Raw genomic sequence first — 20,982 nt, 5'->3', positions numbered from 1 at the left:
GACGTCAGGCGGCGAGGACCAGCGGCGCAGCGCCCGAGGCGTCGGCGATCTCGGGGCCGCCGAGGAAGTCGATCGGGCCACCCGTGACCAGGCTCGCGATCACGAGCGCGAAGACGGCCGCGATCGACAGGAACAGGATGGCGCAGGCGACGGTCGTGACCACGAGGGGGATGCGGGCGTTCATGCTCCCACGCTAGCCGAACTCGCCGGGTTGACACCGAGGGCACCACCACGTGCGGCGCCTTTCCGGGTCGCCGGCGCATTCGGCGACCACCCGCACGCGGGTTCCGCAGCGCAGACAGGGTCGGCCGGCGCGGCCCACCACCCAGTGAGACTCTCCCTTGACCGCGCGCCCCGTCGTCACTTGGTACATGCCCGGCACGGCGGCCGAGAGCCGCAGCGCCCGCGCGCCGACCGTGAGGAGAGCGGGGACGTCGACCTCTGCGACGGGGCGGAACGGGTGCACGCCGCGCAGGAACGCCAGTTCGTTCACCCAGAGGTTGCCGAAGCCCGCGACGTTCCCCTGGTCGAGGAGGGCGGCGACGAGAGGCCGATCCGGACGACCCTCGATCCGCCTCACCGCCTCGGCGTGGTCCCAGTCGCCTCGGAGCGGGTCGGGTCCGAGCCTGCCGACCACCTCTCCCTCCCGCGCGGTCGGCAGCAGCCGCACGACGGGGACGTCGATCCCCCAGAGGGTGCGCCCGTCGTCGAGCCGGAGCCGCACCCGGACCTGGTGCGCGATACGCGGCGGCACACGACGCCCGCGGGCTGTCACGGTCCAACTCCCCTGCATCCGCAGGTGCGTGTGCAGGGTGAGGCCCGTGTCGAACCGGGTCAGCAGGTTCTTGCCGTGCGTGTCGTACGAGTCGATGCGCCCCGCCGTGAGCGACTGGCCCGCCGAGGCTCCGGATCGGAGCTCGCCGTCGGCGACGACGTGCCCCTCGGACGCCTCGCGCAGGCGCACCGCGAGACGGAACACGCTGTCACCTTCGGGCATGGGGTCACGCTAGGCCCGGCCTCCGACACGTGCGCAGCATCCGCTCGGCGAGGTCCGGATACGCGAAAGCGGGCCGGAACCCGGAGGTTCCGACCCGCTCAGCGTGATGATTCAGCTCAACGGCTGGAGAGACGCTCGCGCAGTGCGGCGAGTGCCTCGTCGTCGGCCAGGGTGCCGGCCGAGGACGACTCCGAGGTGAACGACGAACCGGTGCCGGCGCCGAAGTCGGTGCCGGTCGACGCGGGGGCGTTCGCCTCGGCCTCGATCGCCTTGGCGACCGCAGCCTTGTGCGACTCCCAGCGAGCCTGGGCAGCCGCGTAGTCCTGCTCCCACTTCTCGCGCTGCTCGTCGAAGCCCTCGAGCCAGACACCCGACGTCGGGTCGAAGCCCTCGGGGTACTTGTACTCGCCGAGCTCGTCGTACTCGGTGACCATGCCGTAGAGGGCCGGGTCGAACTCGGTGCCGTTGGGGTCGACCGACTCGTTGGCCTGCTTCAGCGACAGCGAGATGCGGCGACGCTCGAGGTCGATGTCGATGACCTTGACGAAGACCTCTTCGCCGACCGACACGACCTGCTCCGCGAGCTCGACGTGCTTGCCGGAGAGCTCCGAGATGTGAACGAGGCCCTCGATGCCGTCCGCGACGCGGACGAACGCACCGAACGGAACGAGCTTGGTGACCTTGCCCGGCGCGATCTGACCGATCGCGTGGGTACGGGCGAACACCTGCCACGGGTCTTCCTGCGTCGCCTTGAGCGAGAGCGACACGCGCTCGCGGTCGAGGTCGACCTCGAGGATCTCGACGGTGACCTCCTGGCCCACCTCGACGACCTCGGACGCGTGCTCGATGTGCTTCCACGAGAGCTCGGAGACGTGAACCAGACCGTCGACGCCGCCCAGGTCGACGAACGCACCGAAGTTGACGATCGACGAGACCGTGCCCTTGCGGACCTGGCCCTTGTGGAGGTTGTTGAGGAACGTGGTGCGCGACTCGGACTGCGTCTGCTCGAGCAGGGCGCGGCGCGAGAGCACGACGTTGTTGCGGTTCTTGTCGAGCTCGAGGATCTTCGCCTCGATCTCCTGGCCGAGGTACGGCGTCAGGTCGCGGACGCGACGCAGCTCGATGAGCGACGCCGGGAGGAAGCCGCGGAGGCCGATGTCGACGATGAGGCCACCCTTGACGACCTCGATGACCGAACCGGTGACGACACCGTCGGTCTCCTTGATCTTCTCCACGTCGCCCCAGGCACGCTCGTACTGAGCGCGCTTCTTCGACAGGATCAGACGGCCTTCCTTGTCCTCCTTCTGGAGAACGAGGGCCTCGACGTGGTCGCCGACGTTGACGACCTCGTTCGGGTCGACGTCGTGCTTGATGGAAAGTTCGCGCGAGGGGATGACGCCCTCGGTCTTGTAGCCGACGTCGAGGAGAACCTCGTCGCGGTCGATCTTCACGACGGTTCCTTCGATGAGGTCGCCGTCGTTGAAGAACTTCAGGGTCAGTTCGACCGCGGCCAGGAAGTCTTCAGCAGATCCGATGTCGTTGATCGCGACCTGCTTGGTGGCCGGGGCGGTCGTTGCGGTAGTCATGTAGTGGGTTGTCCTAGAGGTTGGGGTGTCGGGCTCCGACGCGCGCAGGTGCGCGCCGAAGCAAAGCGGATTGTCGTTCTGTCACCAGGACCCGAGCGCAGACATGCCAAACGAGTCACGAGAGTGACGTTCTACGGTACCAGAACGCCCCGGTCGACCGCGATGTTCCCTAGGACGGGAGCTCGAGCGGCAGTTCCTTCGCCGCATCCCACGGTTCGGTCCAGCCGAGCCTGTCGAACAGGCCGTCGAGCAGCATCGCGGTGAAACCCCACACGAGGTGCTCGCCGGTGTCGTGCGGCACGAGGAAGGCGGGTCCCCTCCACTCGTGACCGTCGCGGCGGATCACGGTGGATCCTCGACGGGCCGGATCGAGGAGATCGGCGACCGGCGCACGGAAGACGTCGGCGGATTCGGCCACGTCCACCACCCGGACGGGCGACGGATGCTGCCACCACGCGAGCACGGGAGTAACGAGGTGTCGCGAGAACTCCAGCGGGACGCGACCGAGGGTGCCGAGCACCTCGACCCCGGCTGGATCCAGGCCCGTCTCCTCCTCGGCCTCGCGCAGCGCTGCGGCGACGACGCTCTGGTCACCGGGGTCGACCCGGCCACCCGGGAAGGCAACCTGACCGGGGTGCGCGCGCAGCGTGGCTGCCCGTGAGAGGAGCAGCACGTCGAGATCGCGTGAGACGGCGCGGGCCTGCGCCTCGTGATCGCTGGGCAGGGCGTCGAGCACTCCGAAGAGGATGAGCACCGCTGCGGGGCGCGGATCGACGACCTTCGGAAGACCCTCGACGAAGGGCCGGTCGGCCCGCGCGGCGAGGGCGGCGAGCTGTGCCCGCGCGGTCTGCGGCGGGGGCGATTCGGGCACGATCACAGGGTACGCCCGATGGCCCGCCGGGGTGTTGCGCAGCCCCTGATCTGGCCTTTCTTGCGCGCTGCGTCCAGGAACCGCCCAGGAAGGCCGTGCCAGACTCTCGGATTTGTGTCCGCGAGAACGGATGCCGCACGCCGCGCGACGAGCGCGGAGCCCCCCATACGGAACTGGTTTTATGCACTCGAACACGCCGTCCACCGCCACCCGCCGCACCCGCCGTGCCGCCGATCGCCGCTCGCACAACCGCCGCGCGGTCGTCGCCTCGGGACTCGCGTTCGGCATCGTCGCAGCCGCAGCGTTCGCCTCGACCGCACCGTCGGCTGAGGCTCAGGCGGAGGCCGGCGCGTCGACGCCGACCTTCTCCCTCGTCTCCTCCTCCACCTACTCCGCGCCGCTCAAGGCGACCGTCACCCCTGCCGTCCCCGAAGAGACCGTGGCCGCGGATGAAGCCGTCGAGGCGGCCGCATCGGTCACCTCCGCGGCCGCGAGCGTGCAGGCCGACATCGCCGCATCGGGTCTCGACATCGGCGAGCCCGACACGTCGGTCGACACCGCCGCGCTCGAAGAGGCCGCCGCGCGTCTCGACGCCGCCGACGCGCTCCCCGCGCCCCTCGTCCCCTCCATCACCGAGGAGGTCACCGAACTCATCGCCTCGGTCGACTCCCGCGTGAACCAGCTCCGCGGAAGCCTCGACGGCGCTGCGGCGAAGAAGGCCGAAGAAGAGGCCGCCGCCGAGCAGGCGCGCATCGAGGCCGAGGCCGCCGCCGCGGAGGCGGCCGAGGCCGCAGCATCCGCCCCCGTCTCGACCTCGTCGACGTCGTCGGCTTCGACCGGCTCGTCGTCGGCGTCGGCGCCCTCCGCCCCGATCCCGTCGGGCGGCACCGGCGGAGACAACAGCCCCGAGGGTGCGAAGGCGACCGCCTACGCCATGCTCCAGGCGCGAGGATGGGGCGACGACCAGTACTCGTGCCTCGTCTCGCTCTGGAACAAGGAATCGGGCTGGAACTACCAGGCCATGAACCGCTCCAGCGGTGCATACGGCATCCCCCAGGCGCTTCCCGGCAGCAAGATGTCGAGCGCCGGCGCCGACTGGCAGACGAACGCCGCCACCCAGATCTCGTGGGGTCTCGGCTACATCTCCGGTCGCTACGGCACGCCGTGCGGCGCGTGGGGCCAGTCGCAGTCCGTGGGCTGGTACTGACTTCTCAGAACAGCTGAACGCCGAAGGGGCGCCGACATCACGTCGGCGCCCCTTTCGCGTTCAGCGACGCCCGGCGGTGAACCCGGCGAAGAGGGCGTGCAGGAGCGGGACGACCGAGATCGACATCAGCACCGTGCCGAACACCGCGTCGTCGACCCGCAGCACGGCGCCCGCGATGAGCAGGGCCGCGAAGAGCACGGCCGAGACGACACGCCGCCCCATCCGTTCGAGCGAGCCGATGCGGCGATCGAGCTTCGGGGTCTGCACGGCGATGCGGCCGTCCTCGATGCGGGTGGCGAGGTCGTCGAACCGCCGCGGAAGACGGGCGGCGAGTCCGGCGAGAGACACGGCCTGCTTCGCGAAGCCCTGCACGACATTCCCGCCCTCTTCGCGGATCAGGCGATTCGCGTAGGGCTCGACGGCGTCCCAGATGTTGAATGCGGGGTCGAGCGCGCTGCAGTTGCCCGAGACGAGCGACATCGCCCGGATGATGAGGAGGAAGTTCTCCGGCAGCTGGAACGGCAGCGACCTCACCACGTCGCCGAACTCCACCGCGAACGCACGGAACTCCCGCGGGTCGACCTCCTGCAGCTCGGCGAAGCCCATGCCCCCGAACCGGGCGAAGAGCTGGGTCATCGCGCGCTCGAGCTCGGCGGTGTCGGCCGACGGCAGCAGCACGCCGACGTCGCGGATGCCGTCGACGAGGCCCTTCCCGTCGCGGGAGGCCGCGGCGATGAGCAGGCGCCGGAGTCCGCGGCGGAGTCCCTCCGGGACCTCGCCCATCATGCCGAAGTCGATGAAGGTGAGGTGCCAGGCGCGACCCGTCGCCGGGTCGGGCTCGTTCGGGGTGACGAAGATGTTGCCGGGATGCGGATCGGCGTGGAAGAACCCGTCGGCGAAGAGCTGGTCGAACATGACCGAGGCGAACTCGATCGCGACCTCGGCGGGGTCGATGCCGGCCGCGCGCAGCCCGTCGACGTCGGTGATCTTGATCGCGGTGACGTCTTCGAGAGTGAGCACACGTCGGGTGGTGCGCTCCCAGACGATCTCGGGCACGGTGACGCGCCCGTCGCCGGCGAAGTCGTTCGCGAACCGTTCGGAGTTCGCGGCCTCGTGCAGGTAGTCGATCTCCTCGAGGCTCGTGTGGGCGAACTCCTCGACGAGGGCGTGCATGTCGACCCGGTCGGAGACCAGGCGCACGCGGCTCAGCCATCGCGCGACCTGGCGCAGTGCGCGGAGGTCGACGTCGACGACCTGGTCGATCCCGGGGCGCTGGATCTTGATGACGACGGAGCTGAGTCCGGTGACCTCGGCGTCTGCGTCCGACAGGGTCGCCCGGTGGGCCTGGCCGAGGGATGCCGCCGCCAACGGCGTCGGGTCGACCGACGCGAAGGCGCGGTCGAGCGACACACCGAGCTCCGCTTCGGCGAGGGCGCGGATCGCGGCGAACGGGACCGCGGGCACCTCGTCCTGCAGACCCTCGAGCTCTTTCGTGATCTCGGGCGGCAGCACGTCGAGGCGCGACGACATGAACTGCCCGACCTTGATCATGAGGCCGCCGAGATCGATCGCGAGGCCGTGAAAACGGCGCGCGATGTTCTGCAGGCGCTTCGTGCGGTTCCGTGCCGAGATACGGGAGAGCCCGAGTCTCGGGAGGAACAGCTCGAACCACCACGCCTGCACGAGGTAGCGCGCGGCGAACCGCGTGATCCGTCGATAGCGGGCGCTCAGGTCGCCGGCGTCAGCCATGAGATCTCCTTGACGCCGGCGTGCCCTGGGCACCCGGTCGATCGGTGCAGCGTCAGCCCTGGGCGAGGATGGAGAAGATCTTACGGCGTGCCTCGTCGAGCACGTCGACCGCCTGCTTCACCTGCTCGGGGTTGCCGGAGCGTCCGACCTGAGCGACTGCCTGGGCGAGGTCGACGCCGGCCTTGGGGAGGGCGCCGGTGCGAAGGTTCTCGCGGGATCCGGATGCTTCCCAGGGAGCCGTGCGGTCGCTGTCGGCGCCAGCCACGTCGCGGCCCTCTTCGGTGAGCGAATAGGTCTTGCGGCCCTCGGACTCGGTGGCGAGGATGAGGCCCTCGTCGGCGAGGAGCTGGAGGGTGGGGTACACCGAGCCGGGGCTCGGCTTCCAGCTGCCGCCGCTGCGGTCTTCGATCTCGCGGATGATCTGGTAGCCGTGCATGGGCTTCTCGGCGAGGAGCGCGAGAACGGCGGCGCGGACGTCGCCGCGACTCACGCGGGTGCTGCCACCGCCGACCTTCTGCTCGAACTGCTTGCCGAACTGCTCCATCGCTTCCCAGATGCCGTTCAACGGCCAACCCTGGCCGGCGCCGCGACCGCGGCCGGCTCCGCCGAAGGCGTCGCTGGTGAAGGGATTGCTCATGATGAACCTCCTGTGTGGCCGGGCCCGGATAGGGCTCAGCGATACTCAACGATATATCGCTCAGCATCCTCTGGACCGGATCCTCAGACGTTGCTCAGGGTGGGAATCGGGCCCCGCGGAAAAAGTTTCCGCGGCGATGTCGATTCCTCCGGCCCCCGTTCGACGCGATAGTGAGAGGGATGCTGGATCCCCCACCGAACGAGGAGAGAACGATGAAGCACATGCTGATCATGCGGGCCACCCAGCAGGGGGCCGACGCCTACGCCGAGATGGACTTCGAGGCCGTCATCAATGCGATGGGCGCCTACAACGAAGCCATGATCACGGCGGGGGTCATGGTGTCGGGCGACGGCCTCGCTCCCGAGCCGGGCTACGTGGTCGACTTCGCCGGCGAGTCCCCCGTCGTCAGCGACGGCCCCTACGGAGAGATCCACGAGCTGTTCAACGGGTTCTGGATCATCCAGACCGCCACGGCCGAGGAGGCGCTCGAGTGGGCCAAGCGCGCCCCGCTCACCGCCGGGAACAAGCTCGAAGTGCGGCGCGTCACCGATGAGAGCGACTTCGCGGACTACGCCGACAACGAGTACGTCCAGAAGGAGAAGGAGTGGCGTCCCGACCTCGGTACGGCGTGATCCATGACCGATGTGCGACGCACGATCGAGGCCGTCTGGCGCATCGAAGGCGCGCGGATCGTGGCGTCGGTCGCGAAGGCGACCGGTGACCTCGGCCTCGCCGAGGACGTCGCGCACGAAGCGGTCGTCGAGGCGCTGGGGTCGTGGGGCCGCGAGATCCCCACGAACCCCGGCGCGTGGCTCACGGCGGTCGCGAAGCGCCGGGCGATCGATGCCTGGCGTCGCAGCGAGCGACGCGACGATCGCTATGCGTCGATCGCCCGGACGCTCGACGAGGCGATCGACGACGAGTGGCAGCCGATCGACGACGACATCGTGCGCCTCGTCTTCACGGCCTGCCACCCCGCGCTCTCCCGCGAGTCGCAGGTCGCCCTGACCCTGCGGGTCGTCGCCGGGCTGTCGACCGAGGAGATCGCGCGGATGCTGCTGACCACCGTGCCGACGGTGCAGGCACGGATCACGCGGGCGAAGAAGACGCTCGCCGCGGCCCGTGTGCCCTTCGAGACGCCCGAGCCCGGCGAGTGGGCGGCACGCCTCACGACGGTGCTCGGGGTGGTCTACCTCGTGTTCACCGAGGGGTACGCGGCGACCGGCGGAGACCGGTGGGTGCGCCCCGACCTCGCCGACGAGGCCGTCCGGCTCGGCCGCGTCGTGGCGGGGCTTCTGCCTCGCGAGCCCGAACCGCTGGCGTTGGTCGCGCTGATGGAGTTCCAGCGATCGCGGTTCGCCGCGCGGGAGACGCCCGACGGCACGCCGGTGCTGCTCGCCGACCAGGATCGCAGACGGTGGGACCACGGGCAGATCGCCCGCGCGGTCAGCGTGCTGCGGAGGGCGGATGCGGCGGCGGCCGGCCGTCGCACGGGTCGCGGACCGTATGCGCTGCAGGCGGCGATCGCCGAGTGCCATGCGATCGCGCCGAGCGTGGAGGCGACGGACTGGGCGAGGATCGTGCTGCTCTACGAGACGCTCGGCCGCATCGCCCCGAATCCGGTGGTCGATCTCAACCGCGCCGTGGCCGTGTCGATGGCGACAGGGCCGGCCGAAGCTCTTGCGCTCGTCGATGCGATCGACGACGCGGCGTTCCGCGGGTCGTACCTGCTGCCGAGCGTGCGCGGCGAGCTGCTGTCCCGACTGGGGCGCATCGACGAGGCGCGCTCCGAGCTGCGCACCGCTGCGTCTCTGGTGCGCAACGCCGCCCAGCGATCGGTGCTCGAGGCGAAGGCCGACAGGCTCTGACGAGCGCGGTCAGTCCAGCTGCGGGAAGCGCGGGTCGCGACGGTAGTCGGCGAGCCGCTGGTGCAGCGCGTGCGCGACGTGCTCGGGAACATCGTCGCCGACGAGCAGCCGCAGGCGCCCGTCGGGCTCGTCGACGTATCGGAGGATCGCTGTCGCAGCCGCGCTCGGAGCCAGTCCCCCGCCCGTGCCCTCCGCGGCCCACGGCGTCTCGGCCGTGCCGAAGGTCGCGAGACGGAGGTCGTCGTACGCCGCCGACGTGCGCGCGAAGCGCATTCCGCTGGTCGCCCACCCCGTATCGAGCGCTCCGCACTGCACGATGGTGACCCGCACCCCGAACGCTCCGGCCTCCAGAGCGAGCGCCGAGCTGAATCCTTCGAGGCCCCACTTCGCGGCGTTGTAGAGGCCGAGCCCGGCGATCGCGCCGACGGCACCCGAGGTGGAGATCTGCAGAATATGGCCGTGGCCCTGCTCGCGCATGACCGGCAGCGCAGCCTGCGACAACCAGAGCGGGCCGAGCATGTCGGTCTCGACGATGGCGAGAGCATCGTCGTGCTCCACCTCTTCGACCATGCCGACGAGCCCGTAGCCGGCGTTGTTCACCAGCACGTCGAGGCGCCCGGTCTCGCGCACCGCTTCGGCGACCGCCGCATGTGCGGCGTCCCGGTCTCGCACATCGAGCACGACGGCCCGGATGCCCTCTCCGACCGGTGCATCGGCGAGGTCGCGCACCGTCGCGATCACGGTGTCGCCCGCGTCTGCCGCAGCGAAGGCCAGGGCACGTCCCAGTCCGCGGCTCGCGCCCGTGATGAACCAGGTTCGCGGTCGGTCGGGCTCGGCGAAGACGGGCTCGGAGCCGACGCGTGCGTCGTGGGCGGCCTCGACCTCGTCGGCTCCGCCGGGCTCCTCGGAAGGGCTACGGTGCGTCATTCCCCGAACCTATCGCGCGCGTCCGTCGCGCTCACGGGGTGCGCTGGATCTTCTCCATCGCCTTGCCCTTGGCCAGTTCGTCGATGATCTTGTCGAGGTAGCGGATCTTCTGCATCAGCGGGTCTTCGACCTCCTGCACCTTCACCCCGCAGACGACGCCGGTGATGAGGGACGCGTTCGGGTTGAGCGGGGCTTCGGCGAAGAACTGCTCGAATGTCGTGGCGTCCGCGAGGTGCCGCTCGAGGTCGCTCCGCTCGAAGCCGGTGAGCCACAGGACGAGCTCGTCGACCTCGTCCTTCGTACGTCCTTTGCGCTCGGCCTTCGCCACATAGAGCGGGTAGACCGAGGCGAAGCTCGTCGTGAAGATCCGGTGCACGCAGGAAGCGTAACCGTGGCGGGCGGGCGGGCGCAGCATCCGGATGCTGGTTGACTGGCCGCATGGACCTGCGCTGGATGACCGCGCCGCCCGAGGAGGTCGCCGAAGCGATGGCGACCGTACGGCGCGAATCCCGGCCGAGCTGGTCTCCGACGAAGCGTCAGGTGCTGCTGCACGTGAACAACTGCCTGCTGCTCTGGTACATGTTCGTGGTCTTCATGTCGGTCGGCGTGCAGGTCGACGCACTGCAGGACGGTCGGCTCGCCTCGCGCGACGTCGCCGTGCTGAGCGTGACGATGCCGATTCTCGCGGTGTGGCTGGTCGGCACCGTGCTGCTCTACCGGGCAACGAAGCGTCCACCCTCGGCACGGGCACGCCTGCGGGAGTGGCGGCGCACCCTGACGGCCCTCGCCAACGGGTACGAACCGCGCCCGAGCGAGAGGGCGACGTTCTCGGCGCTGATCACCAGTTCGAGCGTCGGAGTGCGCGCCTATCCGCGCTTCGCGGCGCGCGGCACCGAGTTCGGCGCGCTCAAGGCGCGCGGGCCACGGGCCACCGAGTGGCAGTACATCGCCGTGAAGCTCTCCGCCCCGTTGCCGCACCTCATCCTCGATGCGACCTCGAACGACGGCGTCGGCACCGACCTGCCCGCGGGTGTCGATCGCGGGCAGCGCCTCTCTCTCGAGGGCGACTTCGACCGGTGGTTCCGCGTCTACTCCCCCGCCCGGTACGGGCAGGACGCGCTCTACGTGCTCACGCCCGACCTCATGGCGGCCCTGATCGATCACGCGAGCGCGTACAACGTCGAGATCGTCGACGACACCCTCGTCTTCTTCACCTCGCCCGGCGTCGACTTCTTCGCCGTCGAGCACTGGGAGCGGGTGGGCGCCGTGCTGGAGGAGGTCGTGCCGCGGGTGACGTCGAAGGCCCGGCAGTACCTCGACGAGCGCGTGCCCGGGCAGGACGTGCCGTTCGCCCTCGCTGCGGTGAAGGCAGCGCTCGATCGCCCGGGCGTGCCGTGGAGGCCGCCCGATCCCGTGATCGGCGGGGACGGGCGACGTCTCGTGGTGCGCAACCGGCAGACCGGCATGCGGCCGGTCGTCGCCGCGATCGCGTGGTACGTCGTGCGCACCTCGCTCTACGTCGTGCCGGGGATCTTCGCGTTCGCGGGATTCATGTCGATCATCGACGGGCGCTGAGTCAGGCTCCTCTGATCGGGATGACGAGCTGTGCGTCGTAGCCCCCGCCGGTATGGAGGATCTGGGGACCGCGGTTGATGTCGGTCTCGTGCCGGGCGTAGACGAGCGGCTTCGGGTAGTGCTTGATGTCGTGCCCCTGCACCACGAGCACGAGGCTCTCGCCCGCAGCGAAGCGGGTGCCCGACGGGAGGATCTCGATCTCCACCCGGGTGGGTCGCCCCTCCTCGAGAGGCACAGCGCGACGGTGCGCGAGGACGGGCAGATGAACGGTCGAGCGTTCGGGGTCGAGCTCGCGGTGAGAGGCGCGCAGCCAGCCGAGCGCGACCGGCCCGTCCTCGAACTGGGGCGTAGTACGCGAAGGGCACGATCTCGCCATGGACGTCGCGCTTGAAGAGCCCGACGAAGATGTCCATGTCTGAGGCTTCGGGAGCCTCGACGTGCAGGATGGCGCGGGCGTGGCCCACGACGTCGACCGCCTCGGCGAAGCGGTGCTCGAACACGACCCGTTCGGGCAGGAACGGATCGCCGAGCCCGTGGTACGACGCACGGGCCCCCGCGGACACGGGGTCGTGACTCACCGCGCCCGTCGAGGCATCGAGGTGCAGAGCGCGGTACTCGACCTCGGGCAGCGGCCAGTCGGTGCTGTCGACGAACGACCCGACGCCGTAGCGCTCGCGCAACTCGACGCGAACGCGGGGCCACGACTCGATTTCGGAGGGCCTATCGAGAAGGAAACGGTCGAAGAACTGCGCTTGCATCTCGACCATCTCGGGTCGGTAGTACTCGGCCCATTTCTTCGCGCCGTGGACGTACAGCCATTTGTGCGGTGAGGAGATCCGGCGGAACCCCTCGAGCGTGCCGCGGGTATGGAGTCCCTGGTCGGTCCACGAGGCGACGACGAACGCCGGCACGGTGATGGCCTCGAGGTCGGCCGCCTTCGATGCCCAGAAGTCGTCGAAGAACGGGTGCTCGCGGTCTTCGCGTTCGAGGTCTTCGATCTCGCCGGTCGAGGCGCCCCATCGTTCCCAGATGTACGGCCAGAACGATGTCTCGGGGATGCCGCCGTGGCGCGCCACCTCGCGGTAGGTGTCGGACCAGCCCTCCCAGGGGTTGATGGCAGCCAGATGCGGTGGCGTGAGGCCGGCCACGCGCCACTGCGCGACCGTGAGGTAGGAGACGCCGGTGAGGCCGACTCGGCCGTTCGACCAGGGCTGCGTGCCCGCCCACTCGATGAGGTCGGCGAAATCGTCGGCCTCCTCCGGTGAGGCGTAGGAGGCCGGGCCCTTCGCGTACCAGGTGCCCGGGATGTCGGCGATGACGAGCGCGTAGCCGCGCGGCACCCAGAACACAGGGTCGGGCCCCTCGAACGTGGTGAGGTCGCTCATCCACTCGGGCTTCGCTCCGCTGGTCGGGTAGATCTGCCCGATGGGCGCGGGATTGTGCTTGCCGTAGGGCGACCAGGCGATGAGCACCCCGGCGGGTTCGCCCGACTCGGGCCGGTAGACGTCGGCCTGCACGGTGCGACCGGCTCGCGTCTCGATCTCCTGGTCGCGGTCGATGAGCATGCCGGGCGCCGTCTCCTGACGCGGGTTCGGCGGCGCGCCCCGCCTCGATTCCGGAGTGCTGCGGGGCGGGCGGGTCGGGTAGGGGAAGTCTTCGGAAGGGGACATCGGTGTCCTTTCGTCTCGGCCACCCTGCGGCCGCGGGGGCGGCTTGACCCTGACGCGACGTGAGGCTCTACCGTGAGCGGCATGACGATCACGGTTCTCGATACGGCCCGGGGTATTGCAGCGGTGCTGGATGCCGGCCCCTCCCAGCGCGCGGGGGTGCTTCGCGAGGTGCTCGCTCCGGTGGAGGGCATGTTCCGGTACTTCCCCGGGGAGATCGACCTCGTCGCGATGCACGTGATGGGCTCGGGCTTCCCCCTCGATGGGCGCACGGCGGAGGTGCGCGACGCCCTCTCGCGCCTCGTCGAGGCGGATGCCTGGGGGCGCACGGAGCGCGCTCTCCGCGAGGCGCTCGAGGTGCAGACGGCCGCCACGCCCGGCATCACGGTTCCCGACATCACGTTCCTGCTCATGCTCGGCGACCCCGGTGCCGAGTACTTCATGGGACCGTCTCGCGGGTTCAGCGGCAACGGCAGTGCGACGGGGTACATCTCGATCACGCTCTGGCCCACCGACGAGAACCTCGACCGCCTCGAAGCCGCCGCCGTCCATGAGCTGCAGCACAATCTGCGATACGCGCCCGGTGGCGTCGTATGGAATCCGGCCTCGGTCGTCGTCGGCGAGCAGATCGTGTCGGAAGGACTCGCCGACGCGTTCGCCCGGCAGATGTACGGCGAGCTCGGATACACCCCGTTCGGCGTCCCCCACCTCGAGGACGACGCGGTGTTCGACAAGGTCGTCACCGGACTCGACGTGGGCGGGATGCAGAACTTTGCCGCCTGGGTGCACGGCGACGAGGCCGCCCTGCTGTTCGGCGGCACGCCCGTCGGCCTGCCGACCGCCGCCGGGTACGCCGTCGGCAATCGTCTCGTCGACGCCTATCTCGCCGAGACGGGTACGACGGCAGCCGAGGCGCTGCATGTATCGAGCGCCGAGGTGATCGACGTCGCGCTGCGCGTTCTGCGTTGAATCGACGACGCGCGGCGAATCACTCCCAGGTCGCCGTCGCAGGGTCGACGCCATGGGCGCGTGCGTTGGCCTCGATGACCTCCTCCATCCACGCGGCGAGCCCCGGCTCCTCTTCGTCGAAGGTCGCGGCGAATCCGGGCTCGGTGACGTAGCGTCTCGCGACCAGCACCTGCATCGACAGGGTGCAGTGGAAGTACTCGCCGAGGGCGGCGCGATGGCGTTCGGCGAGAACGTTCGCCGCGTCGCTGCCCGGCACGGTGCCGTGACGTTTCGCCTCTGCGAGGGCGGTGATGACCTGGTTCATCGCCCCGGTGACGTCGCGCCAGTCGTCGGTCGAGCGGCCGGCCGACCTCTCGGAGTACTCCGCCCACTGAGCGGTGTTTCCCCACCTCTCGCGTGCGGCGGCGCTCCATTCGGGGTTCCATGCCGTGCCGAAGACCTCGGTCTGCTCCGCCTCGTCGAGGAGCACCCCCTCGCGGTCGGCCGCGATCAGCCGATCGACATCGTCCACCAGGGACTGCATCTCGGCGATCTTCTCGACGATCGCGGCACGGCGGCCGTCGAGTTCCGCCCGGCGTGTCGCCGCGTCGGCGATGAGCAATGCGGGGACGTCCTGCAGCGCCACGCCCAGTTCGCGGAAGAGAAGCACGCGACGCAAGCGCGCCACATCGGCCGGGAGGTAGCTGCGGTACCCGTTCGCGCTCCGGCCCGACGGGCCGGCCACCCCGAGCGCATCCCAGTGATGGAGAGTGCGCACCGAGACGCCGAGGCGTCTCGCGACGGTGCCGACACGTTCGCCGTCGCGGGGGTCGGAAGCATCCATCTCCCCATCATGGCGAGCGGATGCGCGCACGACGCGAAGCGCCGCGTGTGCGCGTCGGAAGGGCGCGGGTCAGAAGGGTGCGGTGGATTCGGGCGGGTGATCGTCGTCGGGTGCGGGTCGGAAGACCGGGACCTTCCGTTCCGGTTGCACCACGAAGCGTCTTCCGCCGGGGGATGTCCATTCGAGGGATCCGCCACTGACGGGGATCTGCGTGACCCGCCACCCACCGTGATGCTTGATGGTGTGATGCCCGACGCACAGGGGCGCGAGGTTGGCGAGTTCCGTGGTGCCGCCGTGTTCCCAGGCGAGTTGATGGTCGATCTGGCACCGGCGAGCCGGTATTCCACATCCGGGAGCCATACAGGTCTCCGCCCGCCACTCCACCAGCCGGCGCAGCGGCAACGGGGTGCGGTACTGCTCGCGTCCGACGGAGAGCACCATCCCGGTCTCGGGGTGGGTGAGCACCCGCATCCACCCGTCCGCGCCGCCGCAGATTTCCCTCGCTTGGTCGATGGGGATCGGACCGACCCCCTCCACCACCGCCGGGGCCGTGTTCGCGTGCTCGTCATTGAGCAGCGACAGTGCGGGGACGGTGACCGCGACCGTCGCGCGGATTCCGCGGGCCGCGTCGGGGTGGGCCGGGACGTCGCCGTCGACGAGGAGGTCGACCACCACATCGGCGCGCAACTCGTCGAGGGAGCGTTCCTCGCCCTCCCGTTCGCCGAGGGTCTTTGCGATCGCGGTCGCGCGGTTGTGAACCGCGTGCGCTTTCACCGCGGAGGTGTAGAGCATCACCCAGCTCATCCCGTCCTCCCCGGGTTGCACCACCACCCGCCGCTCCCGGATCGCCTCCGCGTGCCGCTCACTCAGCGTCGCCGCCCGCACCGTGTCCACGAGCTTGCGCAGCAACCGGCGGAATGACCCGAGCGCGTGTGTGGTGGCGAGGTCGACGGCGAGCGGCACGACCTGGTCACGCAGCTCCGGTTCCACCTGATCGACGAGTTCGACGAACACGTCCGCGTGCCGCTCCGTCGTCCGGGCATGGGAGAGCGCGTCGAGCATGGCCGGGTACCGGTTCACGAGGCCGTCGGCGGTCACCAGCATCCGCTCCGCGGTGTGCTCGGTGACCTGCAACACCGTCGCGAGCTCGAGCCGCAGGGACCGCATCAGGATCTCCGTCGTCCTCCCCCGGAACACCGCCGCCTCGGCCACCGCATCCCGCCGGACGCCCTCGACCCGCTCGAACCGTTGCGCCGCGAACACCGACATCAACGTCGACACATCCGCCACCGCATCCAACCCGTCACGCCCCGCCGCCACAGGATCGGCGTCGGCGTCGAACCACACCCGCTCATCGATCCACGACTCGCCCGACTCGTCCGCCGCACCAGCATCGGAACCGCGCCGCGCCTCACCGCCGAACGCGGTGTCATCGTTCTCGAGCATGCCTACATTCTAGAACATAGCTACGACACTTTCCCAAGACAGACCCACCCTGTGGACAAGTCGCCCAAGGGCGAGGAGCGACCTAATCGAGCAGCATGGCAATGTACACATTCAGCACGGTCGACGCTCTCATCCCGCCACCGTATCGAGCAGCGGGTCGCTACCGCTCCGCACGCGTCATCCGGGTTCGCGGTCCCGCCGCCGGCACGATCGCCGCCGCCGACACCGCAGCCGCCAGCCCGAAGGCCGCGGGGTAGCCCGCCGCGGATGTCACGCCACCCACGACCGCCGCCCCGAGCGCCTGACCCAGGATCAGCGTGACGAACAGCAACGCAGTGCCGGCAGCTGCCCGCCGGGCGTCGATCCGCGCGGTCCACGCGATCAGCACGCCGCTCCCGGCCGTGTACCCCCAGCCGAACGCGGCGAAGGTGACGAGTGCCCACGCTCCCCCGGCCAGCACTCCGGCGGTCGCGATCGCGACGACCGTCGCCGTCACGATCCACGCGCCGGGCGGCTCCAGCCTCTCCATGCACCGCGCGGTGACGATCACGAGCGTGCCGCCGACACCGAGCGCGATCCACGCGGCCATCGATGCGCCCGACCCGGTTCCCGACTCGACGAGCATCGTGCGTCCGTAGGTCCAGACGGCGGCAGACCCCGCACCGAAAAGCAGCGCCGCGAGCAGCACGCGGCGATGTGCGACGAACCACGACGGGGGCGGAAGCGCGCGCGGCGCCGCAGCAGCCGCCCCTCCTCGCCCCGCCACGAGCACACCCGCGGCCGCAAGCACGGTGACCACGGCGGCGATCACCCACGCGAGGCGCCAGTCGGGCGCGAGCAGCAGCGCGAGCGTGCCGGCGATGACGACGCCCGGACCGGTTCCCGCGTTGACGATGGCCTGGACTCGCGGCGATCGCGCGGTGCCGGGGTCGCGTTGGAGCACCGCCACCAGAGCCGGCGACGCGAGACCCGCGCCGGCCGAGCTCGCGATGGCGAACACAGCGAAGACGAGCGAGACCGGCGCGACCGCCATACCGAGGGCGCCGACGGATGCGGCGACAGCGGCCGCGACCACGAGCGCGCGCGCATGTCGTGCTGCCGTGAGGAAGCCGATCACGGCACCGACGCAGTAGACGACCGACGCCCCCGCCGAGACGATGCCCGCCGCGGCGACGTCGAGCCCGAGGTCGGCCTGCACGTCGGGCAGGAAGAGCCCGTACGCCATGCGGACCAGGCCGTAGGTCGCGGCGATCAGCGCTGCTCCGGCCGCGACGAGCGGCACGGGCGATGTCGCTCGTAACAAAAACGGTCGTTTCACTTTTGCGAGTCTAGGGTGCTGTCATGGCTTTGCGAACCCGCACCGAGACGAAGCTGCTCGACGCGGCCGACGAGCTGTTCTTCACGCGAGGCATCGCCGCCACCCCGATAGACGCCGTGCTCGAGCGCGCGGGAGTGTCGGCCGCGACGCTGTATCGCGGATATCCGAGCAAAGACGCCCTCGTCGCCGCGACCCTGGAGCGACGGCACGCCGCATGGATCGAGACGTGGGATGCCGCCGTCGCCGCACAGACGAACGACGAGGGCCGGCTGCTGGCGATCTTCGACGCACTCGACGCCTTCCGATCGCAGCCAGCGGGCTCGCGCTGGTGCGCGTTCCTCGGCAGCGCGGCGGAGTATGCCGACGCACCACCGGAGGTCGACGCCGCGATCCACCGCGACACCGATTCGATGCGCGCCCGCCTGACCGGCTTCGCGGCCGCCGTCGACCCCGCACGCGCAGAGGTATTGGCCGATCAGCTGGTGCTCGTCGTCACCGGCGACCTCGCCATGCGACTGCGCTCCCCCGCGCACACGAGCCGGGTCGCCCGCGACGTTGCGGCTGCACTCGTCGCGGGATAGGTCAGGATGCTGCGGCGAGCGCCGTCAGCGCGTCGCCGGTCAGGCGCTGGGTGGTCCACTCGTCCATCGGAGCAGCCGAGATCGAACGGTAGAAGGCGATGGCCGGGGCATTCCAGTCGAGCACGGTCCATTCCAGACGGGAGTACCCGCGGGCGACGCAGACCTCGGCGAGCGAGGAGATGAGCGCCTTCCCGTAGCCGCGCCCCCGCTGCGCGTCGTCGACGTAGAGGTCTTCGAGCCAGATGCCGTGGCGTCCGGTCCACGTCGAGTAGGTCAGGAACCACAGCGCGATACCGACGATGCGGCCGTCGCGCTCGACGACATGGCCGAAGGCCTTGGGGTCTTCGCCGAAGAGGGTCGCGGTCAGCGCGTCGACGGTGTTCTCCACAGCATCCGGTTCGCGCTCGTAGTCGGCGAGCGCCTGGATGCAGGCCAGGATTCCGGCTTCATCGCCTGGCTGCGCGGTGCGGAGGATGGCGGAGTCGTCGAGGGTGCGCGGGTTCACCCCTCGAGCGTAGAGCCGAGAAGGTCGGACCGCCGTAAAGGGGCGGCGGTCCGACCGGTCATCTCGACTTCGCGGCCTGGCGGCGTTCTAGCCGAGCCAGCCGAGAAGGACGGCGCGCAAGTTCTTGAGGTACTTCAGGGCTTTGAGTGCTTCGAACATGTGTGACTCCTTCGTCGGTTGACCGCAGGCTACGCCCGCCGCGACTCCCGGGGAATGGCGAACTCGATTTCCCCGTACTGGATTCTGGAACCCCCTGCTTTCCCGGTATTTCGCACAGGTTGGGCGGCGACCCGCCATACTCGCGAGCATGAGTGCTTCCGGGGTGGGCCGGGCGGTACGTCGCCGTCGCGTCGCGGTCACGGCGATGGCGGTGTCTGCGGCGATCGTCGCGTTAACGGCGTCGCCCGCTCTCGCGGCCGACGGACCCGTGGCGCCGTGGTCGCAGGTCACCTCTCTGCAGGGCGACGTCGACCTGAGGGCGGGCGATATCGAGGTGCTGAAAACCACCGTCTCGAGCCCTGCGCACCTCCTCACCTTTCCATTCACCGACATCAACCTCATCCAGGGTGGTGGGGCAGAGGCGGTCGTCGACACCTCCCTGCTGCGCTTGACCGCGGATGGCACGACCTGGACGGTGCTCCCCTTCACCAACCAGAGCACGGCGTTCATTCGCGCCGAGGGCGTCCTGGTGAGCATGCTCGGCAATCTGGTCTACGACGGCTGGGCGGAGTCGACGGCGGTCTGCCCGACGCGCGAGGGTGCAGCCCCCACCGCCCAGGCCACGGGCATCGTCGCGGGGCTGAACGCTTACGTCGGTCCATCGCAGCGTGTCTGGGAGCTCGACAAGAAGGCGCCGTACCTCGATCTCGGACCTGCCGGTTCGGTCGCCACCCCCGATGCGATCCTTCACATCCGTCTCGAGAGCGTCACCTCGCCGGGCATCGACTCCGCATCGGCGTGGGTGCTGCTGACCGTCGACCTGCGCGGGAGCCTCCCCGACTACGGACCCGTCGATCAGCGGATCGCCACCGTGAGACTCGCCACGTCGGAGGTCGCGTGCGTCGCGCCCGCTCCGGGCACCGGTGGTCCTGGTGCGGGGTCGCCCGGTGCCTCCCCCGACCCCGTTCCGACCGAGCCTGTCGTGACCGCGCCGGTCGAGCCTGTCGTGACCACGCCGCTCGCCCCGGTGCAGCAGCCGGTCGCGGTCGCGGTGCCCTCGGGTTCCCGGACCACCCTCGCCGAGTCGGGGAGCACCCTCCCCGTCGGGTTGACTCTCATCGCCGCCGTCATGACGGCGATGGGCATCGGGATGCTGCGCCTCAGACGTCGCGCCTGACGCTCGGATCCGCGATCACGGCAGCGGAACGGTCACCGTCGGCGCCTCGGATGCGTTGTCGCACCCCGGACCGTTCGGCGCGTCCGTACCCGTCCACGACACGGCGACGTCGACACGCGCGATCTCGGCACCACTCGCGTCCACCGCGACGACGGTCAGTGCGTGGGGTGTCTGCGCGAACGTCTGCACCTCCCATCGCCCTCCGCCGAGACCGCGGGCTTCGGTCAGCGCGTCAGCGGCGCACTCCCCCGTCACGCACCACTCCAGATCGTCGACCGCCGCTGCTCCGGCCCCGGCGACCTCGAGCGTGAGGGTGTTGACGTATCCGATCTCGGTGCACGCCTTCGGCATGGCCCCGCACCCGCTCACGACGGCGACGCAGGCCGTCATGGCGAGCAGCATCCCGGTTCGCCTCATGCGCCCATCCTCTCGAATGTGCGCCGGTCTCGCGGAGCGCGCGCGATCCTCGTCCCGACGATCGTGAACGCGGGCGGGTCGGTGACTTCTCGCGATTTGTGCGCGTGCCCCGGAGCCGCGACAGTGGCACGGTGACCACCGCCGACGCGCCCGACCCGCTCGACGAGGAGAGGTTGCGCGCAGAACTCGCTCGAATCGAGGAGGAGTTCACGGCCGTGCTGAGCCGCGCGTTGGGCCGACGAGTGGACCCGCACCTCTCGGTGAGACTCGACAGGCTGCGGCAGGAGGCCGACGTGATTCGCAGCCGTCTCGGCGAGCCGATGATCGAGCGTGCGCCTCGCCCCACCGGCCCGCCCGCACCGTGGATCGTTGCCCTCGGCGCGGGATCGGTCATCACCCTCGGGGTCGTACTCGCCTGGGCGCTGCTCGGCCGCTGAGCGCGCGCGCCTCCTCACTCCCGCGCCCATTGCGCCGTGAATCGAAGCGGCAAGGCGGAGCGCGCC

General features: G+C 70.1%; 22 protein-coding genes and 1 pseudogene. 8 read left to right on the top strand and 15 right to left on the bottom strand.

Going from position 1 to position 20,982, the window contains the following annotated elements:
- Positions 1 to 4: 4 nt before the first annotated feature.
- The 4 genes from FVP77_RS05325 to FVP77_RS05310 form a co-directional block, all read right to left on the bottom strand.
- Positions 5 to 184, bottom strand: coding sequence for a hypothetical protein (locus FVP77_RS05325; protein WP_147893577.1), 180 nt, complete (start codon positions 182 to 184; stop codon positions 5 to 7).
- 9 nt (positions 185 to 193) lie between these two features.
- Positions 194 to 997, bottom strand: coding sequence for a DNA-formamidopyrimidine glycosylase family protein (locus tag FVP77_RS05320; protein WP_147893576.1), 804 nt, complete (start codon positions 995 to 997; stop codon positions 194 to 196).
- Between the two features lie 116 nt (positions 998 to 1,113).
- Complete coding sequence (gene rpsA, locus FVP77_RS05315) at positions 1,114 to 2,583, bottom strand: 30S ribosomal protein S1 (RefSeq protein ID WP_116646739.1); 1,470 nt, start codon at positions 2,581 to 2,583, stop codon at positions 1,114 to 1,116.
- 169 nt (positions 2,584 to 2,752) lie between these two features.
- Complete coding sequence (locus FVP77_RS05310; RefSeq protein ID WP_147893575.1) at positions 2,753 to 3,454, bottom strand: NUDIX hydrolase; 702 nt, start codon at positions 3,452 to 3,454, stop codon at positions 2,753 to 2,755.
- A gap of 181 nt (positions 3,455 to 3,635) precedes the next feature.
- Here FVP77_RS05310 and FVP77_RS05305 point away from each other — a divergent pair, with 181 nt between their 5' ends.
- Complete coding sequence (locus tag FVP77_RS05305) at positions 3,636 to 4,661, top strand: aggregation-promoting factor C-terminal-like domain-containing protein (RefSeq protein ID WP_187266826.1); 1,026 nt, start codon at positions 3,636 to 3,638, stop codon at positions 4,659 to 4,661.
- 60 nt (positions 4,662 to 4,721) lie between these two features.
- On the opposite strand, the gene FVP77_RS05300 is transcribed toward FVP77_RS05305, so the two are convergent.
- Positions 4,722 to 6,410, bottom strand: coding sequence for an ABC1 kinase family protein (locus FVP77_RS05300; RefSeq protein ID WP_147893574.1), 1,689 nt, complete (start codon positions 6,408 to 6,410; stop codon positions 4,722 to 4,724).
- 52 nt (positions 6,411 to 6,462) lie between these two features.
- Positions 6,463 to 7,047, bottom strand: coding sequence for a PadR family transcriptional regulator (locus FVP77_RS05295; protein WP_147893573.1), 585 nt, complete (start codon positions 7,045 to 7,047; stop codon positions 6,463 to 6,465).
- A 212-nt stretch (positions 7,048 to 7,259) separates the two neighbouring features.
- Here FVP77_RS05295 and FVP77_RS05290 point away from each other — a divergent pair, with 212 nt between their 5' ends.
- The gene (locus FVP77_RS05290; RefSeq protein WP_147893572.1) at positions 7,260 to 7,679 is read left to right on the top strand and encodes a YciI family protein; all 420 of its coding nucleotides are present in this window, start codon (positions 7,260 to 7,262) and stop codon (positions 7,677 to 7,679) included.
- Positions 7,680 to 7,682: 3 nt separating this feature from the next.
- Positions 7,683 to 8,915 (top strand): RNA polymerase sigma factor, encoded by a 1,233-nt coding sequence (locus FVP77_RS05285; protein ID WP_147893571.1) that lies wholly within the window; start codon positions 7,683 to 7,685, stop codon positions 8,913 to 8,915.
- 9 nt (positions 8,916 to 8,924) lie between these two features.
- Here the strand turns inward: FVP77_RS05285 and FVP77_RS05280 are convergent, their stop codons facing one another.
- Both FVP77_RS05280 and FVP77_RS05275 read right to left on the bottom strand, forming a co-directional pair.
- Positions 8,925 to 9,842, bottom strand: coding sequence for an SDR family NAD(P)-dependent oxidoreductase (locus tag FVP77_RS05280; protein WP_147893570.1), 918 nt, complete (start codon positions 9,840 to 9,842; stop codon positions 8,925 to 8,927).
- A gap of 31 nt (positions 9,843 to 9,873) precedes the next feature.
- Entirely contained in the window at positions 9,874 to 10,218 is a 345-nt protein-coding gene (locus FVP77_RS05275) for a DUF2200 domain-containing protein (RefSeq protein ID WP_147893569.1), read from the bottom strand.
- Positions 10,219 to 10,280: 62 nt separating this feature from the next.
- On the opposite strand from FVP77_RS05275, the gene FVP77_RS05270 reads away from it, so the two are divergent.
- Positions 10,281 to 11,417, top strand: a complete 1,137-nt coding sequence (locus FVP77_RS05270) for a hypothetical protein (protein WP_147893568.1) — start codon at positions 10,281 to 10,283, stop codon at positions 11,415 to 11,417.
- 1 nt (position 11,418) lies between these two features.
- Here FVP77_RS05270 and FVP77_RS17145 read toward each other — a convergent pair whose 3' ends face one another.
- Together FVP77_RS17145 and FVP77_RS05265 are read right to left on the bottom strand one after the other, a co-directional pair.
- Entirely contained in the window at positions 11,419 to 11,793 is a 375-nt protein-coding gene (locus FVP77_RS17145; protein ID WP_281290321.1) for a CocE/NonD family hydrolase C-terminal non-catalytic domain-containing protein, read from the bottom strand.
- Positions 11,777 to 12,982 (bottom strand): annotated as a pseudogene (locus tag FVP77_RS05265) (CocE/NonD family hydrolase); the annotation flags it as partial. The gene FVP77_RS17145 and the pseudogene FVP77_RS05265, both read right to left, overlap by 17 nt.
- A 186-nt stretch (positions 12,983 to 13,168) precedes the next feature.
- Here FVP77_RS05265 and FVP77_RS05260 point away from each other — a divergent pair.
- On the top strand, positions 13,169 to 14,053 hold the full coding sequence (locus FVP77_RS05260) for a DUF2268 domain-containing putative Zn-dependent protease (RefSeq protein WP_147893566.1): 885 nt from the start codon (positions 13,169 to 13,171) through the stop codon (positions 14,051 to 14,053).
- A gap of 19 nt (positions 14,054 to 14,072) precedes the next feature.
- Here the strand turns inward: FVP77_RS05260 and FVP77_RS05255 are convergent, their stop codons facing one another.
- The 3 genes from FVP77_RS05255 to FVP77_RS05245 all read right to left on the bottom strand — a co-directional run bounded on the left by FVP77_RS05255 (position 14,073) and on the right by FVP77_RS05245 (position 17,640).
- Positions 14,073 to 14,876, bottom strand: coding sequence for a MerR family transcriptional regulator (locus tag FVP77_RS05255; RefSeq protein ID WP_147893565.1), 804 nt, complete (start codon positions 14,874 to 14,876; stop codon positions 14,073 to 14,075).
- A gap of 69 nt (positions 14,877 to 14,945) precedes the next feature.
- Positions 14,946 to 16,322, bottom strand: coding sequence for an HNH endonuclease signature motif containing protein (locus tag FVP77_RS05250; protein ID WP_147893564.1), 1,377 nt, complete (start codon positions 16,320 to 16,322; stop codon positions 14,946 to 14,948).
- 160 nt (positions 16,323 to 16,482) lie between these two features.
- Positions 16,483 to 17,640: an MFS transporter gene (locus FVP77_RS05245; protein ID WP_147893563.1), complete on the bottom strand. Its 1,158-nt coding sequence runs from the start codon at positions 17,638 to 17,640 to the stop codon at positions 16,483 to 16,485.
- Positions 17,641 to 17,663: 23 nt separating this feature from the next.
- Between FVP77_RS05245 and FVP77_RS05240 the strand changes: the two genes are divergently transcribed.
- On the top strand, positions 17,664 to 18,221 hold the full coding sequence (locus FVP77_RS05240) for a TetR/AcrR family transcriptional regulator (protein WP_147893562.1): 558 nt from the start codon (positions 17,664 to 17,666) through the stop codon (positions 18,219 to 18,221).
- Position 18,222: 1 nt separating this feature from the next.
- On the opposite strand, the gene FVP77_RS05235 is transcribed toward FVP77_RS05240, so the two are convergent.
- On the bottom strand, positions 18,223 to 18,726 hold the full coding sequence (locus tag FVP77_RS05235; RefSeq protein WP_246133985.1) for a GNAT family N-acetyltransferase: 504 nt from the start codon (positions 18,724 to 18,726) through the stop codon (positions 18,223 to 18,225).
- Positions 18,727 to 19,033: 307 nt separating this feature from the next.
- Between FVP77_RS05235 and FVP77_RS05230 the strand changes: the two genes are divergently transcribed.
- Entirely contained in the window at positions 19,034 to 20,062 is a 1,029-nt protein-coding gene (locus FVP77_RS05230; protein ID WP_147893561.1) for a hypothetical protein, read from the top strand.
- Positions 20,063 to 20,077: 15 nt separating this feature from the next.
- Here the strand turns inward: FVP77_RS05230 and FVP77_RS05225 are convergent, their stop codons facing one another.
- A complete protein-coding gene (locus FVP77_RS05225) occupies positions 20,078 to 20,479 on the bottom strand; it encodes a hypothetical protein (RefSeq protein ID WP_147893560.1) in 402 nt (133 codons plus the stop codon).
- A gap of 131 nt (positions 20,480 to 20,610) precedes the next feature.
- Here FVP77_RS05225 and FVP77_RS05220 point away from each other — a divergent pair, with 131 nt between their 5' ends.
- Positions 20,611 to 20,916 carry a hypothetical protein gene (locus FVP77_RS05220; protein ID WP_147893559.1) on the top strand — a complete coding sequence of 102 codons (306 nt, stop codon included), beginning with the start codon at positions 20,611 to 20,613 and terminating at the stop codon, positions 20,914 to 20,916.
- The last annotated feature ends 66 nt before the right edge of the window (positions 20,917 to 20,982 follow it).

The sequence above is a fragment of the Microbacterium hatanonis genome, from assembly GCF_008017415.1.
Classification (GTDB): Bacteria; Actinomycetota; Actinomycetes; order Actinomycetales; family Microbacteriaceae; genus Microbacterium; species Microbacterium hatanonis.
The sequence above is the reverse complement of the archived record's forward strand: the minus strand, read 5'-3'. Positions and strand labels throughout refer to the sequence as shown.